Below are 15,926 nucleotides of genomic sequence, written 5' to 3'. Positions count from 1 at the left end.
AGTGCGGCGCCCGGTCCCGGGTGACAAGATGGACGGCATGACCGAGCAGAACAGCGAGAAGACGACCCTCGAGACCTCCGGTGCCGAGCAGGAGCGCCAGCCGCTTCACGAGCGCGTGGAGAACCGCTCACAGCGCCCGAACTCGGACGCGTTCCGCGCGTTCATGGGTTCCCAGTGGGCCCCGGCGCGCACCGAGCTGCCGGAGGCGGACGCCTCCGCCGAGCACGCCGCCCGCCGCCGTGCCGCGGTGTCCGAGCGCTTCCAGGGCGAGCGCCTGGTGATCCCGGCCGGCCAGCTGAAGGTGCGCTCGAACGACACGGACTACCGCTTCCGCCCGCATTCGGCCTTCGCCCACCTGACCGGCCTGGGCGTGGACCACGAGCCGGACGCCGTGCTCGTCCTCGAGCCGACCGACGCCGGTGCCGGGGACGAGGGCTCCTCCCACGCGGCCACCCTCTACTTCCGACCGCTCGCCGGCCGGGACACCGAGCAGTTCTACGCGGACGCCCGCTCCGGCGAGTTCTGGATCGGCCCGCGCCCGACGCTGGCCGAGATGGCCGCCCGCACCGGCCTGCGCACCGCCTCCCTCGAGGAGCTCGAGGTGGCCGTGACCAAGGATGCGGGCTCCCCTGCCGCCGGTCAGGTCCAGCTGCGCCTGCTCCGCTCGGACGACGCGGACATGCTGCAGCTGGTGGAGTCCACCCGCTCCGCCGCGGGCGTGGACCCGGCCGAGGCCGAGGCGCAGGACGGCGAGCTCGCCGAGTTCGCCTCCGAGCTGCGCCTGGTCAAGGACGAGTGGGAGATCGAGCAGATGCGCGAGTCCGTGGCCGCGACCATCGCCGGCTTCGAGGACATCGTCCGCGTGCTGCCGCGGGCGATCGGCCACCACCGCGGTGAGCGCATCGTGGAGGGCGCCTTCTTCTCCCGTGCCCGCCTCGAGGGCAACGACCTCGGCTACGACACCATCGCCGCCTCCGGCAACAACGCGACCATCCTGCACTGGATCCGCAACACCGGCGACGTGCAGGACGGCGAGCTGCTGCTGGTGGACGCCGGCGTGGAGGCCGACTCCCTCTACACCGCGGACATCACCCGCACCCTGCCGGTCAACGGCACGTTCACGGACATCCAGCGCAAGGCCTACCAGGCGGTGCTGGACGCGGCGGACGCGGCTTTCGCGATCGTGAAGCCGGGCATCCGGTTCCGCGAGATCCATGCCGAGGCCATGAAGGTCCTCGTCTCCCGCCTGCACGAGTGGGGCCTGCTGCCGGTCTCCGTGGAGGAGGCGCTGTCCGAGGACGGCCAGCACCACCGCCGCTGGATGCCGCACGGCACGAGCCACCACCTCGGCCTCGACGTGCACGACTGCGCCCAGGCCAAGCGCGAGCTCTACCTGGACGGCGTGCTCGAGCCGGGCATGGTGTTCACCATCGAGCCGGGCCTGTACTTCAAGGAGGAGGACCTGGCCGTGCCGGAGGAGTACCGCGGCATGGGCATCCGCATCGAGGACGACATCCTCGTCACCGAGGACGGTGCGGAGAACCTCTCCGCCGCGCTGCCCCGCACCCCGGACGAGGTCGAGGCCTGGATGAAGGGTCTCCAGCAGCACTGACGCCCACTCCACGACGACGGCCCCGCACCGTGCCGAGAATCGCTTCCGGCGGGTGCGGGGCCGAGTCATGTCCGGGCCGGCCGGGTCAGCGGCCGGAGCCTCCCTGCGGCGGCTCGGGCGGCTGCTGTCCGGGGGTGCCGCCGCGGGCGGCGATGATCCGGTCCACCTCCTCCTGGGACAGGCGCAGGCCGTAGGTCCTGTCCAGACCCTGCGGGGCACCGTCGGCGGAGGCGGAGCCGTCGGCCTGCTGTCCGTCCTGCGCCGGCTGCGCCGGCTGGGCCTGCTGCCCGTCCTGGGTCTGCGGCCCCTCGGCCGGCCTCTGCGCCTGCGGCGCCCCGTCCTGCTGCGCGTGACCGGCCTGGCCGCCCTGGCCCTCATGCGGGGTCTGGCCCGGCTGCGGCCCCTGCGGCGCGGGGACCTGCTCGGACCCGTCCGGACCGGAGGCGCCCTGCGGGGCGGAGGCCGGTGCCGTCGTCGGGACACCCTGCTGACCCTGCTGGGCCGACTGGCCCTGCGGACCCGGCTGGACCGCGGCGGCGGGCACGGCCTGACCGGTCCCGGCGTTCAGGACGCCGCGAGCGCGGCCGGCGTGCTCGAAGGCGACCACCACGTCATAGGCGGCCGGGACGACCTGCTGGGTGGAGGCGAAGCCGTTGCTGTCCTTGCGCATCGCGAAGGCGATCACGCCGAGGATCATCCACAGGCCCACGCCGAGCAGCGCGGAGAACAGGATCTGCTGCGCGCCGCCCTGGGGGGCGATCAGGTACATGAACAGGCCGATGAGCGAGCCGAAGAGCAGGCCGCGCAGGCCCGCGGACAGCGCCACCTGCGGATAGGACATCCGGCCGCGCACCCGCTCGACCACACGCAGGTCCTTGCCCACGATCGTCACCGAGGTGGGCGGGACGTCGCCCTGGACCAGCTTCTCCAGCTGCTCCTGGGCGGCCGCGCGGGTGGTGTGGGTGGAGACGAGCTCGCCGCGGGGCAGGCCGTCGTCACGGGAGGCGTTCGGTCCGGACATCATGAAGGACATGTGCCCATTCTGCCGTGTCGGCCCGCACACGGCCGGGTCAGCGCGGCCCTGTACGCCCAGGGCCGATCTGGGACGGCACGCACCGGACGACTAGGCTGGACCGGTGAGCTCCTCCAAGATCTTCGTGGCCCGGCTGCTGGGCCTGGACGTGTTCGACCCGCTCGGCGACCGCCTCGGCCGCCTGCGGGACGTCGTGGTGCTCGACCGCGGGCTGCGCAACGCACCGCTGGCGATCGGCCTGGTGATCGAGGTCCCCGGCAAGAAGCGCGTGTTCGTGCCGATGACCCGCGTGACGTCCATGGACTCCGGGCAGATCATCACCACCGGCCTGATCAACCTGCGCCGGTTCTCCCGCCGCGGCGCCGAGCAGACGGTGGCCGCCGACCTCTTCGACCGCCGCATGACGCTGCTGGACGGGGAGGGTGAGGTCGTCCTCGAGGATGCCGGACTGGAGCAGCAGCGCAACGGCGACTGGCTGATGACCGAGCTGTACGTCCGCAAGGACGCCGGGCGCAGCACCTTCGGCCGCCCCCGCGGCGAGCACCGGCTCATCGCCTGGAACGAGGCCCGCTGGACCTCCGGCGCCGAGCCGCAGGGCGCCACGAGCTTCGTGGCCCACCATGAGGACCTCAAGCCCGCCGACCTGGCGGACATGATCCATGACATGCCGGCCAAGCGCCGCGTGGAGGTCGCCTCCGAGCTGCAGGACGAGCGCCTCGCGGACGTCCTCCAGGAGCTCCCGGACGACGACCAGGTGCAGATCCTCTCCCACCTGGACATCGAGCGCGCCGCGGACGTGCTGGAGGAGATGGACCCGGACGACGCCGCCGACCTGCTCCACGAGCTGCCGGACAGCCAGCAGGAGCTGCTGCTCGAGCTCATGGAGCCCGAGGACGCGGACGACGTGCGCCGCCTCCTGGAGTACGAGGAGGACACCGCCGGCTCCGTCATGACCCCGGTGCCGGTGATCATGGCCCCGGAGGACACCGTGGCCGAGGCCATGGCGACCATCCGCCAGCAGGAGATCTCCGCGGCCCGCGCCTCCCTCGTGCTGGTGGTCCGTCCCCCGCTGGAGACCCCCACCGGCCGCTACCTCGGCGCCGTGCACTTCCAGCAGCTGCTGCGCTACCCGCCGCCGGAGCCGCTGGGCAACATCCTGGACAAGGACCTCGAGCCGGTCTCCGACCTCGCCCCGATCGCCCATGTGACCCGCGAGCTGGCGACCTACAACCTCACCTGCATCCCCGTGGTGAACGAGCAGCAGCGCGTCGTCGGCGCCGTGACCGTGGACGACGTGCTGGACCACATCCTCCCGGAGGACTGGCGCGCCATGGACCCCGAGGACCTGCCGAACCCGACGACGAGCACGCAGTAAGGAGCGCCCATGGCCGAGAACGCGAACGACCCGCGCACCCGCCAGTCCGGACTGGACACCCCGCTCAGCGCGCGCCGCCGCCGCCTGCCCCGCCTCTCCCCGAACCCGGACGCCTTCGGCGAGGCCACCGAGGGCTTCGCCCGCTTCATGGGCACGCCGCAGTTCCTGCTCTGGATGACGCTGTTCTGTGCCCTCTGGCTCGGCTGGAACACCTGGGGTCCGGAGTCCCTGCGCTTCGACGACGCCGCGATCGGCTTCACCGCCCTGACCCTGATGCTCTCGCTGCAGGCCTCCTATGCCGCCCCGCTGCTGCTGCTCGCCCAGAACCGCCAGGACGACCGTGACAAGGTGGCCCTGCGCGAGGACCGCGACCGCGCCGAGCGCAACCTGGCGGACACCGAGTACCTCACCCGCGAGATCGCGGGCCTGCGCCTAGCCCTGCAGGACGTCTCCACCCGTGACTTCGTGCGCTCCGAGATGCGCAGCCTGTCCGACGACATCGTCGAACAGCTCCGCGAGTCCCTGCGCGAGGAGATCCGCAACGAGATCCGCAACGACCTCCTCGAGGCCCGCTCCGCGGACCGGGACAGGAAGACCACCAAGAAGGGCTCGGCCAAGAAGACCGGCAAGAAGAAGCGCGGGACTCGACCCGCCGACGCGGAGGACACCTCCACCACCACGCTGGCGCTCCTGGCCGCCGAGGAGGCCGCCGAGGCAGCCGCCGAGCGCCCCCAGGAGGGACCGCAGGCATGAGCGCCCCCGAGATCGTCACCTCCACCCCGACGACGGCTCTCGAGTCCGCCGCTCTCGTCGCCCTGGCGGCGGTGCAGGACCCGGAGATCCGCCGTCCGGTCACCGAGCTCGGCATGGTCGCCTCCGTCAGGGAGTCCTCCCCGGGCCGGCTCGAGGTCGTGCTGCGCCTCACGATCGCCGGCTGCCCGCTGAAGGGCACGCTCGAGGCGGACGCCCGGGCCGCCGTCGAGGGCCTGGACGGCTGCGCGGAAGCCGAGGTGCGGCTCGAGGTGATGACCCCCGAGCAGCGCCGCGACCTGCAGGAGCGACTGCGCGGCTCCCGTCCGGCCAACCCCTTCGGAGAGGGCACGCTCACCCGGGTGGTCGGCGTCGCCTCCGGCAAGGGCGGCGTGGGCAAGTCCACCGTCACCGCCAACCTCGCGGTCGCGCTGGCCCGGCGTGGGCTGTCCGTGGGACTGATCGACGCCGACGTCCACGGCTTCTCGATCCCCGGCCTGCTCGGCACCCACGCCGCCCCGACCCGCGTGGAGGACATGATCCTGCCGCCGGTCGCGCACGGGGTGAAGGTCATCTCGATCGGCATGTTCCTGGACGAGGACCGACCGGTGGCCTGGCGCGGCCCCATGCTGCACCGCGCCCTGGAGCAGTTCGTCACCGACGTCTACTGGGGCGACCTGGACGTCCTGCTGATCGACCTGCCGCCCGGCACCGGGGACATCGCGATCTCCGCCGCCCAGCTGCTGCCGACCTCCGAGCTGATCGTGGTCACGACCCCGCAGCACGCCGCCGCCCAGGTCGCCGCCCGTGCCGGGCAGCTGGCGAAGCAGACCGGCCAGCGCGTGGCCGGCGTGGTGGAGAACATGGGCCCCATGACCCTGCCGGACGGCACCGTGCTGGAGGTCTTCGGCGCCGGGGGCGGCCAGGAGGTCGCCGACCGCCTGTCCCAGACCCTCGGGGCCGAGGTGCCGCTGCTGGGCACCGTCCCGCTCGAACCGGCCGTCCGCACCGGCGGCGACGACGGCGTGCCCGTGGTCCTCACCGAGACCGCCGCCTCCCCCGCGGCGCAGGCGCTGGAGCAGGTCGCCGCACGCCTGGCCGTCCGCCCGCGCAGCCTGCGCGGCGTCGGACTGCCGCTGTCCCCGCGCTGACCGCGGCGTGCCCGGCCGTCGTCGGGAAGGACGACAGGAGGGTCAGGTGGCGTCCACGTCGAACGGGGCGGGCGCCTTGCCGAGCAGGTCCAGCGGATCCGGCTCGGTGTCCGGGTGCGCAGCAGGGGTCTCCTGCGTCATCGCGGCCTCGGCACGGCCGGAGCCCATGAGCGCGGCGGCGGCACCTCCGGCGGCGACGGCGGCCGCTCCCCCGGCTGCTGGGGCGCCGGATGCGGCGGTCCCGGCGGTGGCCGCGGGAGCCGCAGTCTCTGCGGTGGCCGCGGAGGCGGCGGTCGAGCCGCCGCCTGAGGGGCGGAAGATCGTCCGCGGGTCCATGTCCTTGATGTCCTGACGGCTCAGGCCGCCGTGCAGGTCCTCGGCACGGACGCCGTTGCGGGCGGTGTCGCGGGTGGAGTCGACGGGCTCGCGCAGCGCCTCGCGGATCATGCGGCGCGGGTCGTACTGGCGCGGGTCGTACTTGCGCCACTCGATCTCGTCGAAGTCCTGGCCGGTCTCCTCCTTGAACTGCTCCTTCGCCCCTTCGGCCATGACCTTCATGGAGCGGAGCCAGTCCGTGAACTTCCTCGTGTACTCGGGCAGTCGCTCAGGACCCAGCACAAGAAGGGCGATGAGGACGAGGACGATGAACTCGCCGCCGTTGATACCGATATTCACAGGCTCTGACTCTACTAGAGGGCCGGGCCCCGGGCCACGCCGGTGGACAGTCCCACCGAGCCGAGCAGGCGATCGATGCCGCGTTCGAGACGGTCGGTGATCTCGTCCGGGTCGCCCAGGTCGTCCGCCACGCTCGAACGCTCGGACAGGACCATCATGGACAGCAGCTGCTCCACGCGCTCGCGCGGCATGTCCGAGGTGACCACATACCGTGCCTGGCCCACCGGCAGGACCGCCGTCCAGGTGTCTGTGCCGTCGTCCGCGGTCACGTGATAGGTGACCCCCACTGGGAGGGTGCCCTCGGTGGCCGCCGGGGCGCCGTCCTGGCCCGGACACGCGGCCGGGACCGCAGGCTCGCCCGCACTGCGGCACTCGCGCACATGCACCGTACGCTCCTCGTCCGACCAGTCCACGGAGACCTCCACCACATCCTGGTCGCTGGCGACCTCCAGGCCCTGGGGGCGCAGGCCGACCGTCTGCAGGGACGGGACCGCCCAGCCCTGGCGGCGCAGGGCGCGGATCGCCGCCCCGTTCTCCGCCGCCACCGCGGCCGAGGCAGCCCCTGCGGACTCGGCGGAGGCGGCCGGGTCCGCCTCGGACTCGGCGTCGGCGACGATGCTGCGGGCGTCCGCCAGGTCGGGGCTCGACGCCGCGTCGGACGGGTCTCCGGCGACCCAGACGGCCGCCAGGGCGCCGGCGGCGAGGACGAGGACGCCGAGCCCTGCGACCACGAACCGACCCGAGACGCCCTGGGCGGCCATGGCGACGCTCTGGCGGTGCGTCGCACCGGCGGCCGTGGATCCATGGCCGGCGGGCGTGACGCCGTGGGAGGCGGGTGTGACGCCGTGGGCGTGGTCGCGTTCGACGCGGCGGGCGGCGGCCAGCACGCGGGCACGCTCGCGAACGGCGTCGGTGCAGTAGGGACACGACTGAAGATGGGAGGCGACGCGCCGACGGCGATGACCGCTCAGGGTGCCCTCAAGATATCCGTCGAGGCGCCCCAGGGGATGGCGGGCCATCGGTCCGAGCGCCTCCTTCCCTGGATCGGTCCGGAACGGCGGTCGTGCGGAGCCGTCCCGCTGTGCCTGTTATTCTCGTCGCCGCTACTGGGAGAAGGCTGAACCCGAGCCGCCAAGGTCCCGAGACCCCCGCGGCCACGAGGGCCGGGACGCGACACGCCGGGGTCCGTACACTGGACCGGTGGCCCGGTCCGGGCCCAGCGCGGAAGGAAGCAGCACACGTGAGCATGAAGGCCGTCAGCCCCCAGCCCTCGGACAAGCACGCCTCCTGGGCCTATGCCGAGTCCCGTCCCGTCGAGGGCGAGGTCGTGGAGCGTGCCCGTGAGCGCTCGGCCGAGCTCGGTCTGCGGGCGGTCACCCCGGGCACCTCGGCGCTGCTCACCGTGCTCGCCGCCACGCGCTCCGCGTCCGCAGTGGTGGAGGTCGGCACCGGCGCCGGCGTCTCCGGCCTCGCCCTGATGGCGGGTCTTCCCGCGAACGCCGTGCTCACCACGCTCGACGCCGACGGCGACGCGCAGCGCGCCGCCCGCGAGGCCTTCAGCGAGGCGCGCCTGCCCAGCCAGCGCACCCGCATGATCACCGGCCGGTCCCGGACGGTCCTCCCCCGCCTCAGCAGTAGCTCCTACGACATGGTCGTCCTCGACGGCGACCCGGCTTCCCTGCCCTTCGACGTCGACCAGGCCGGCCGCATGCTGCGCCGTGGCGGCCTGCTGGTGATCGTCGACGCGCTCGACCACGACCGCGTCCCCAAGCCGGCCGTCCGCGAACCGGCCACCGTCACCGCCCGCCAGGTCGAGCGCGCCCTCCGCGAGGACGAGGCCTGGAACTCGGCGTTGGTCGCCACGGGCACCGGCGTGCTGCTGGCGGTGCGCCGCTGAGGACCGTGACGCGGCCCCGGTCCGGCCTGCCACAGCCTGGGATCGGTCCCGGCTGCAGCGGCCCCAGCACGAGCGAGCCCCCGCCTTTCGACCGTGCGGTCGAAAGGCGGGGGCTCGCGCTGTCTGAAGTGCAGACGCGGGGGCTCAGGCCTCGGTGACTCCCACCAGGCACTCCTTGAGCTCTGCGGCCTCCTCGTTGTTGAGCTCCAGGACCAGGCGGCCACCGCCGTCGATCGGAACTCGCATGATGAGGCTGCGGCCCTCCTTGGTCACTTCCATGGGGCCATCCCCCGTACGAGGCTTCATGGCGGCCATTGCGACTTCCCTTCTTGCTGGTCGGCTCAGGACGACGACCGCCCGGTGCAGGGCTGCGACGTCTCGGGCCCGTGCTCGCCGCCTGTCGGCGAGTCGCCCGTCACACGTTCATTATCCAGGATTCTCCTCGCTGGTGCTAACCGGACCTGCTCCGTCCGCCTCCAGCACCGCGATGCGCTCCTCGCTTCGGCGCAGCGCCTCCTGCAGGCGGGCGACGGTCGCGTCCACCTGCCCGCGGTGGTAGCCGGGCACCGAGTGCGCGAAGCGGACGTGGTCCACGTCGTCCGCCGTGGGCTCGTCCGGCAGCAGCACCGGGGCCGCCGGAGCACCGTCTCGCGGGTCCTGCAGCGGGGCGGTGAACCGTCCGGCCAGCACGGCCACCAGGACCGCGACGACCACGGCCACCGCGGCCAGCAGGGTCAGCCAGACCGGGAGCATCATGCGCGCTCCCCCTGGGCCACGGCGCGCACGGCCGCGACCGCCTCCTGCGCGGTGTCCACGACCGACACGAGGTCCAGGTCCTCGGGCGAGATCATCCCGCGGGCGGCGAGCGTGTCTCGCAGCCAGTCCACGAGCGGACCCCAGAACTCTCGGCCCACCAGGACGATCGGAAAGCGGGTGACGGTGCCGGTCTGCACCAGAGTGAGCGCCTCGAACAGCTCGTCCAGGGTGCCCATGCCGCCGGGGACCACGATGAACCCCTGGGCGTACTTCACGAACATGACTTTCCGCGCGAAGAAGTAGCGGAAGTCGATCCCGATGCCGACCCATTCGTTCATGCCCTGCTCGTGGGGCAGCTCGATGCCGAGGCCGACGGAGGTCCCCTCGGCCTCGGTGGCGCCGCGGTTGGCAGCCGCCATCGCGCCCGGGCCGCCGCCGGTGATCACCGCATACCCGGCGGTGACGAGCTCCCGGCCGACCGCCCGGGCCAGCTCGTACTCCGCGGTGCCCTCGCCGGTGCGGGCGGAGCCGAACACGGAGACGGCCGGGCCGAGCTCGGCCAGGGTGCCGAAGCCCTCCACGAACTCGGACTGGATGCGCAGCACGCGCCAGGCGTCCGTGGCAGTGGAGTGGACCTGCTCCGCCGGCGGCGCCGCGGCGTCGTGGCGGCGCGTGTCCAGCAGCATCTGGTCGAAGGTCGGCCGGCGGGCGGCCTCGCCCCGCAGGGTCTGCGGTCCGCGCCGGAGGCACCGGCGGCGGACGTCGTCGTTCTCAGCCATGACGCCAGCCTATCGGCGCACCGTGACGATCGGGGCTCGGTGCGGATGTCGGTCTGCGCAGAACCTGCGGGCGTTCGGTATATTCCCCGACTATGACGCAGCGCACACCTGAGGCCTCCGCCGCCGCGGAGACCGACGCCCTCATCCAGCTGCAGGGCGTCAACAAGCACTTCGGCGACTTCCACGCGCTCAAGGACATCGACCTGACGATCCCGCGCGGGCAGGTGGCGATCGTGCTCGGCCCCTCGGGCTCCGGCAAGTCCACCCTGTGCCGCACCATCAACCGCCTCGAGACGATCGACGACGGCGGCCGCATCCTGATCGACGGGAAGCCGCTCCCGGCGGAGGGTCGCGAGCTGGCCCGCCTGCGCGCCGAGGTCGGCATGGTGTTCCAGTCCTTCAACCTCTTCGCCCACAAGTCGATCCTCGACAACGTGACCCTCGGCCCCATCCGGGTCAAGGGGAAGAAGAAGGCCGCCGCCGAGGCCCACGCCATGGAGCTGCTCGAGCGGGTCGGCGTCGCCCACCAGGCGAAGAAGCTGCCGGCCCAGCTCTCGGGCGGCCAGCAGCAGCGCGTGGCCATCGCCCGCGCCCTCGCCATGGAGCCGAAGGCCCTGCTCTTCGACGAGCCGACCTCCGCCCTGGACCCCGAGATGGTCCAGGAGGTGCTGGACGTGATGGTCGGCCTCGCCACGGAGGGCATGACCATGGTCGTCGTCACCCATGAGATGGGCTTCGCACGCAAGGCCGGCGACCGCGTGATCTTCATGGCCGACGGCGCCATCCTCGAGGACACGGACCCGGAGTCCTTCTTCACGAACCCGCAGCACGACCGCGCCCGCGACTTCCTCGGCAAGATCCTGACCCACTGACCGGAGCACCCGGCACCGGCCCGACCCCCACACCACCGCACCTGACACCCAAGGAGGCCACCATGGCCCGCAAGAAGTTCCTCTCCCTGACCGCCGTCGCCGCCGCGGCCGCACTGTCCCTGTCCGCCTGCTCCCCCTCCGCCACCGAGAGCAGCGAGGAGAGCTCCTCCGCCGACGGCTCCAAGAAGGGCGGCTCCGGCGAGTCGCTGACCATCGGCATCAAGTTCGACCAGCCGGGCCTCGGCTTCCGTGAGGGCTCCAACGACCCGACCGGCTTCGACGTGGAGGTCGCCAGGTTCGTCGCCAAGGAGATGGGCGTGGACGAGGCGGACATCACCTGGGTCCAGACCCCGTCCGCCAACCGCGAGAACGCGTTGGAGAACGGTGAGGTCGACATGATCTTCGCGACCTACTCCATCACCGACGAGCGCAAGGAGCGCGTGGCCTTCGCCGGTCCGTACTTCGTGGCCGGACAGGACCTGCTGGTCCGAGCGGACGAGGAGGAGATCACCGGCCCGGACTCCCTGGACGGAAAGAACCTGTGCTCGGTCACCGGCTCGACCTCCGCGCAGAAGATCAAGGACGAGTACTCCCAGGGCGTGAACCTCGTGGAGCAGGGCGGCTACGCCGAGTGCGTGACCTACCTCGAGTCCGGCCAGGTGGACGCCGTCACCACCGACGACATCATCCTCGCCGGCCTGGCGGGAACCGAGGCCAACAAGGGCAAGTTCAAGGTGGTCGGCGACCCGTTCTCGGTCGAGCGCTACGGCGTGGGCCTGAACAAGGACAACGACACCTGCCAGCAGATCAACGACGCCATCCAGAAGATGAAGGACGAGGGCGCCTGGGAGGAGGCGCTCAAGTCCAACACCGAGGGCACCGGCTACGAGGCCGACGACGAGCTTAACTCCGGCGCGGACGCCGAGTTCGAGTCCTGCGACTGATCCTGCCGTCGGTGATCGCCCACCACCGGTGACCACCCACCACCACGGAGCCGACCGGGTCGGCGGCGTCCTGCACGGACCCGCCGGCCCGTCCGGTCCGCCCCTGTCTCACCCCTGGGAAGGCCCATGGAATCCCTGACCACCCTCTTCGAGCAGTACGGCTCGCAGATCCCGGTCGCGTTCTGGATGAACATCAAGCTGACCGTCCTCGCGGCGATCGGCTCGTTCGTCCTCGGCGTCGTCCTGGCACTGTTCCGGATCTCGCCGGTCGCCTCGCTGCGCGCCGTCGGCACCGCCTACGTGCACCTCGTCCGCAACACTCCGCTGACGATCATCATGCTCATCGGCGTGCTCGCCGTCTGGGGGCAGCTGAAGATCACGTTCGCGGACGACTTCACGCTGAACTTCTTCATCTTCGCGGTCATCTCGCTCTCGCTGTACCACGCGGCGTTCATGTGCGAGGCGATCCGCTCCGGCGTGAACACGGTCCCTCAGGGGCAGGCCGAGGCCGCCCGGGCGATCGGCCTGGGCTTTTTGCCCGCCGCCCGCCTCGTGATCCTCCCGCAGGCCCTGCGCGGCGCGATCACGCCGATCGGCAACACCCTGATCGCGCTGACCAAGAACACGACCGTCGCCGCCGCGGCCTCCGTGGCCGAGGCCTCCGTCCTGATGAAGACGATGATCGAGTTCCGGCCGGACGTCATGGTGGCGATCTTCATGACCTTCGCCGTCGGCTTCTGCCTGATCGTCATTCCCATCGGGCTGCTGACCACGTGGGCCTCCGACCGTCTGGCGGTGGCACGATGAGCGCCCGGTCCGTCCTCTTCGACGCTCCGGGCCCGAAGGCCCGCCGGAACGTGTTGATCGTCAACGTCGTCGCGCTGATCGGCGTGGCGATCGTCGCCTGGATCGTGTTGGGCATGCTGAACGAGCGCGGGCAGCTCGAGCCCTCGCGCTGGATCAGCGCCGTCAACGGCAACGCCTGGTCCAACTACTACCTGCCGGGACTGCAGTTCACGCTCCAGTCCGCGGCGATCGCGGTGGTCACCTCGGTGCTCTTCGGCCTGGTGTTCGGCTTCCTCCGCCTGGCGCCCTACGCGCCGATCCGCGCCGTCTCGGGCGTGGTCGTGGAGTTCTTCCGCGCCGTGCCCGTGCTGCTGATGATGGTGTTCTTCTACCAGGTGTTCGCCATGCTCGGCCGCGCCGGCGTGATCCCCTCGGCCGACGGCCCGTACTTCGCGGTGATCGTCGGGCTGACGCTGTACAACGGCGCGGTGATCGCCGAGCTCGTGCGCTCCGGCGTGAAGTCCCTGCCGAAGGGGCAGCGCGAGGCGGCCGCGGCGATCGGCATGACACCGAACCAGTCCCTGCGCCTTGTGGAGGTCCCGCAGGCCCTCGTGGCGATGCTGCCGTCCCTGCTCAGCCAGTTCGTGGTGATCCTCAAGGACTCCGCCCTCGGCTACCTGATCGGCTTCTACGAGCTGCTGCAGTACGCGCGTCAGCTCGGCTCCGGCCAGGGCAACATCCTGCAGACCCTGGTGGTCGCCGCCGTGGTGTTCATCGTGATCAACGTCCTGCTCACGTGGCTGGCCACCCTGCTGTCCACGAAGCTCTCGTCCAAGACCGCCGGCCGCACCAAGCCGCGTGCCGGCTCCTCGGCCGTGAAGGTCTGAGCCTGCCCGCCCGGGCGGTGAACGACGACGGCGCCGGCACCTCTCGGACGGAGGTGAGGGCGCCGTCGCCTCCCCGTCGCCTCCGGATCGCCTCCGGATCGCCTCTGGATCGGCTCCGGGTCGCCTCGGGGCCGCCAGCGGCGGTGCTCGGCCGCTCAGCCGGCCAGCAGCCAGGCGCGCAGCGCCTGCAGGCAGGCGTGCACCTGCCCGCGTCCGACGTGCTCGTCGTCCGTGTGGGCGAGCAGGGCGTCTCCGGGGCCGAAGTTCACGGCGGGCACGCCGAGCTCGGAGAAGCGGGCCACGTCCGTCCACCCGTACTTGGGCTTCGGTTCGCCGCCGACCGCGGCCACGAAGCTCGCCGCCGCGGACCGGTCCAGCCCGGGGCGCGCCGCCGGTGAGGCGTCCGTGACCTCGACCTGCCCGTCCCAGTCCACCCCGGCGGCCTCGAAGACCTCACGGACGTGGGCATGGGCCTGCTCCAGGGTCTTGTCCGGGGCGAAGCGGTAGTTGACCTCCACCGTGCAGGCGTCCGGGATGACGTTGCCGGCCACGCCGCCGGTCACGCGGATCGCGTTCAAGCCCTCACGGTATTCCAGGCCCTCCACGGTGATCGTGGCAGGCGCGTAGTCCGTCAGCGCCGTGAGCAGCTGCCCGGCGTCGTGGATGGCGTTGTGGCCGCGCCAGGCGCGGCCCGAGTGGGCGGCGACGCCGCGGAAGGTCACCCGGTACCGGTTGGTGCCGTTGCAGCCGCCCTCGACGACTCCGTCGGTGGGCTCGAGGAGCACAGCGAACTCGGCCTCGAGCAGCTCTGAGGCCTCACGCACCACACGGGCCAGGCCGGAACGCATCGCGTCGACCTCCTCATGGTCGTAGAACACCCAGGTGACGTCATAGGCCGGAGCCGGCCCGTCCTCCGCGCCGACGAGGCCCGCCAGGGCCAGCTGCACGGCGACACCCGACTTCATGTCCACAGCGCCGCGGCCGTAGAGGACGTCCCCGTCCCAGGCCGAGGGGACGGTGCCGCGCGCGCCCTCCACGGTCGGCAGCGGCACGGTGTCCAGGTGGCCGGCCAGGATCACACGCTGCGGCAGTCCCAGATCCGTGCGGGCGACCACACAGTCGCCGATGCGCGTCGTCTCCAGCCTGGGCAGGGCGCACAGCGCCTGCTCGACGGCGTCGGCGAGCGGCGTCTCCCAGTCGGAGACCGAGTAGGCGTCCAGCAGGATCGCGGTGAGCTCGGCCACGTCCGGGCCGGCGGCCAGGTCCGGCAGGTCCACCGGACGGCCGGCGTACGGGTGCAGGGTGTCTGTGGTGGTGTCCATGGCGCCAGTCTAGGAACCTGCTGCCCTGCCCGCCCTGCGGACGACCGTGTGGTGAGACGGCAGACGGGCGGAGCGTGCGCCGTCGTCGTACTGGCTAGGCTGGCCGTATGACCGACACCGCGCAGAACACCGCCCGCCTCGTCTCCGGCCACGGCCTGGCCACCCACGCCGCCGACGGCTCCGTGCTGGACGTCTGGTTCCCCGCCCCCGTGGCCGGGGACCTTGCCGCCGCCGACGCCTCCGTGGCCGACACCCTGCAGGCCGCCGCAGCGGACGACGCCGACCGCGGCACGACCCAGGCGGTCGTCGCGGTCACCGCCGACCTGGACGCCGCCCCCGCCGACGCCCTGGACGCCTGGCTGCGCCTGCACGCCCTCTCCCACCGCCTCGTTCGCCCCAACGAGGTCAACCTGGACGGCGTCTTCGGCCTGCTCACCAACGTCGTCTGGACCAACTTCGGTCCGTGCCCCGTGGAGGGCTTCGAGCTCACCCGCGCCAAGCTGCGTGCCCGCGGCACCGTCAACGTCTACGGCGTGGACAAGTTTCCGCGCATGACCGACTACGTGGTGCCCTCCGGCGTGCGCATCGGCGACGCCGACCGCGTCCGCCTCGGTGCCCACCTGGCCGCCGGCACCACCGTGATGCACGAGGGCTTCGTGAACTTCAACGCCGGCACGCTGGGCACCTCCATGGTCGAGGGCCGCATCGCAGCCGGTGTGGTGGTGGGCGACGGCTCCGACCTCGGCGGAGGCGTGTCCATCATGGGCACCCTCTCCGGCGGCGGCACCCAGAAGGTGAAGGTCGGCGAGCGTGTGCTCGTCGGCGCGAACGCCGGCATCGGCATCTCGATCGGCGACGACTCCGTGGTGGAGGCCGGCCTCTACGTCACCGCAGGCACCCGCGTCACCGTCCTGCGCGAGGGCGAGGAGCCGACCGTGGTGAAGGCCGTGGAGCTCTCCGGCGTCCCGAACCTGCTGTTCCGCCGCAACTCCACCTCCGGCGTGGTGGAGGTCCTTCCCCGCGCCGGCCGCACCGTCGAGCTCAACGACGCGCTGCACGCCAACTGACCCGTCGTTCGCGCGCCGGG

Annotated in this window: 17 protein-coding genes and 1 pseudogene; 10 read left to right on the top strand and 8 right to left on the bottom strand. The window is 72.1% G+C overall.

The features are described from left to right. Positions 1-37 precede the first annotated feature (37 nt). Entirely contained in the window at positions 38-1,612 is a 1,575-nt protein-coding gene (locus tag MLY01S_RS02625; protein WP_067189038.1) for an aminopeptidase P family protein, read from the top strand. Between the two features lie 85 nt (positions 1,613-1,697). On the opposite strand, the gene MLY01S_RS02620 is transcribed toward MLY01S_RS02625, so the two are convergent. Continuing rightward, positions 1,698-2,645, bottom strand: a complete 948-nt coding sequence (locus tag MLY01S_RS02620; RefSeq protein ID WP_067189036.1) for a YflT domain-containing protein — start codon at positions 2,643-2,645, stop codon at positions 1,698-1,700. Between the two features lie 103 nt (positions 2,646-2,748). Here MLY01S_RS02620 and MLY01S_RS02615 point away from each other — a divergent pair, with 103 nt between their 5' ends. From MLY01S_RS02615 to MLY01S_RS02605, 3 genes are read left to right on the top strand one after another with little or no spacing between them, the layout of a single operon-like run. Then, entirely contained in the window at positions 2,749-4,020 is a 1,272-nt protein-coding gene (locus tag MLY01S_RS02615; RefSeq protein ID WP_067189034.1) for a magnesium transporter MgtE N-terminal domain-containing protein, read from the top strand. A 9-nt stretch (positions 4,021-4,029) separates the two neighbouring features. Next, a complete protein-coding gene (locus MLY01S_RS02610) occupies positions 4,030-4,773 on the top strand; it encodes a DUF1003 domain-containing protein (RefSeq protein WP_067189032.1) in 744 nt (247 codons plus the stop codon). After that, positions 4,770-5,921: an Mrp/NBP35 family ATP-binding protein gene (locus MLY01S_RS02605; protein ID WP_067189030.1), complete on the top strand. Its 1,152-nt coding sequence runs from the start codon at positions 4,770-4,772 to the stop codon at positions 5,919-5,921. The genes MLY01S_RS02610 and MLY01S_RS02605 overlap by 4 nt, the downstream gene beginning before the upstream one ends. Positions 5,922-5,963: 42 nt before the next feature. On the opposite strand, the gene MLY01S_RS02600 is transcribed toward MLY01S_RS02605, so the two are convergent. The 3 genes and pseudogenes from MLY01S_RS02600 to MLY01S_RS13105 all read right to left on the bottom strand — a co-directional run. Next, positions 5,964-6,596 (bottom strand): twin-arginine translocase TatA/TatE family subunit, encoded by a 633-nt coding sequence (locus tag MLY01S_RS02600; protein WP_227718835.1) that lies wholly within the window; start codon positions 6,594-6,596, stop codon positions 5,964-5,966. A 14-nt stretch (positions 6,597-6,610) separates the two neighbouring features. After that, positions 6,611-7,483 (bottom strand): hypothetical protein, encoded by an 873-nt coding sequence (locus tag MLY01S_RS13065; protein ID WP_280642899.1) that lies wholly within the window; start codon positions 7,481-7,483, stop codon positions 6,611-6,613. Positions 7,484-7,522: 39 nt separating this feature from the next. Continuing rightward, positions 7,523-7,615 (bottom strand): annotated as a pseudogene (locus tag MLY01S_RS13105) (hypothetical protein); the annotation flags it as partial. A 227-nt stretch (positions 7,616-7,842) separates the two neighbouring features. Between MLY01S_RS13105 and MLY01S_RS02590 the strand changes: the two are divergent. Continuing rightward, a complete protein-coding gene (locus MLY01S_RS02590; RefSeq protein WP_067189026.1) occupies positions 7,843-8,493 on the top strand; it encodes an O-methyltransferase in 651 nt (216 codons plus the stop codon). Between the two features lie 144 nt (positions 8,494-8,637). Here MLY01S_RS02590 and MLY01S_RS11970 read toward each other — a convergent pair whose 3' ends face one another. The 3 genes from MLY01S_RS11970 to MLY01S_RS02580 all read right to left on the bottom strand — a co-directional run bounded on the left by MLY01S_RS11970 (position 8,638) and on the right by MLY01S_RS02580 (position 10,028). Beyond that, complete coding sequence (locus tag MLY01S_RS11970) at positions 8,638-8,808, bottom strand: DUF3117 domain-containing protein (RefSeq protein WP_070637713.1); 171 nt, start codon at positions 8,806-8,808, stop codon at positions 8,638-8,640. A 111-nt stretch (positions 8,809-8,919) separates the two neighbouring features. After that, positions 8,920-9,249: a DivIVA domain-containing protein gene (locus tag MLY01S_RS02585; protein ID WP_067189024.1), complete on the bottom strand. Its 330-nt coding sequence runs from the start codon at positions 9,247-9,249 to the stop codon at positions 8,920-8,922. After that, the gene (locus MLY01S_RS02580; protein WP_067189022.1) at positions 9,246-10,028 is read right to left on the bottom strand and encodes an LOG family protein; all 783 of its coding nucleotides are present in this window, start codon (positions 10,026-10,028) and stop codon (positions 9,246-9,248) included. The genes MLY01S_RS02585 and MLY01S_RS02580 overlap by 4 nt, the downstream gene beginning before the upstream one ends. A gap of 92 nt (positions 10,029-10,120) precedes the next feature. Between MLY01S_RS02580 and MLY01S_RS02575 the strand changes: the two genes are divergently transcribed. From MLY01S_RS02575 to MLY01S_RS02560, 4 genes are all read left to right on the top strand, one after another. Next, positions 10,121-10,900, top strand: a complete 780-nt coding sequence (locus MLY01S_RS02575) for an amino acid ABC transporter ATP-binding protein (RefSeq protein WP_067189020.1) — start codon at positions 10,121-10,123, stop codon at positions 10,898-10,900. Positions 10,901-10,962: 62 nt separating this feature from the next. Beyond that, entirely contained in the window at positions 10,963-11,844 is an 882-nt protein-coding gene (locus MLY01S_RS02570; protein WP_067189018.1) for a glutamate ABC transporter substrate-binding protein, read from the top strand. Positions 11,845-11,970: 126 nt separating this feature from the next. Then, a complete protein-coding gene (locus MLY01S_RS02565) occupies positions 11,971-12,651 on the top strand; it encodes an amino acid ABC transporter permease (RefSeq protein WP_067189016.1) in 681 nt (226 codons plus the stop codon). Continuing rightward, on the top strand, positions 12,648-13,517 hold the full coding sequence (locus MLY01S_RS02560) for an amino acid ABC transporter permease (protein ID WP_067189014.1): 870 nt from the start codon (positions 12,648-12,650) through the stop codon (positions 13,515-13,517). The genes MLY01S_RS02565 and MLY01S_RS02560 overlap by 4 nt, the downstream gene beginning before the upstream one ends. A 155-nt stretch (positions 13,518-13,672) precedes the next feature. Here the strand turns inward: MLY01S_RS02560 and dapE are convergent, their stop codons facing one another. Beyond that, positions 13,673-14,839 carry a succinyl-diaminopimelate desuccinylase gene (dapE, locus tag MLY01S_RS02555; protein ID WP_067189012.1) on the bottom strand — a complete coding sequence of 389 codons (1,167 nt, stop codon included), beginning with the start codon at positions 14,837-14,839 and terminating at the stop codon, positions 13,673-13,675. A 107-nt stretch (positions 14,840-14,946) separates the two neighbouring features. Between dapE and dapD the strand changes: the two genes are divergently transcribed. Next, the gene (gene dapD / locus MLY01S_RS02550) at positions 14,947-15,906 is read left to right on the top strand and encodes a 2,3,4,5-tetrahydropyridine-2,6-dicarboxylate N-succinyltransferase (protein ID WP_067189010.1); all 960 of its coding nucleotides are present in this window, start codon (positions 14,947-14,949) and stop codon (positions 15,904-15,906) included. Positions 15,907-15,926 lie beyond the last annotated feature (20 nt).

Origin of the sequence: Micrococcus lylae NBRC 15355 (genome assembly GCF_001570885.1) — a bacterium.
In the GTDB taxonomy this organism is placed as follows: Bacteria; Actinomycetota; Actinomycetes; order Actinomycetales; family Micrococcaceae; genus Micrococcus; species Micrococcus lylae.
The sequence above is the reverse complement of the archived record's forward strand: the minus strand, read 5'-3'. Positions and strand labels throughout refer to the sequence as shown.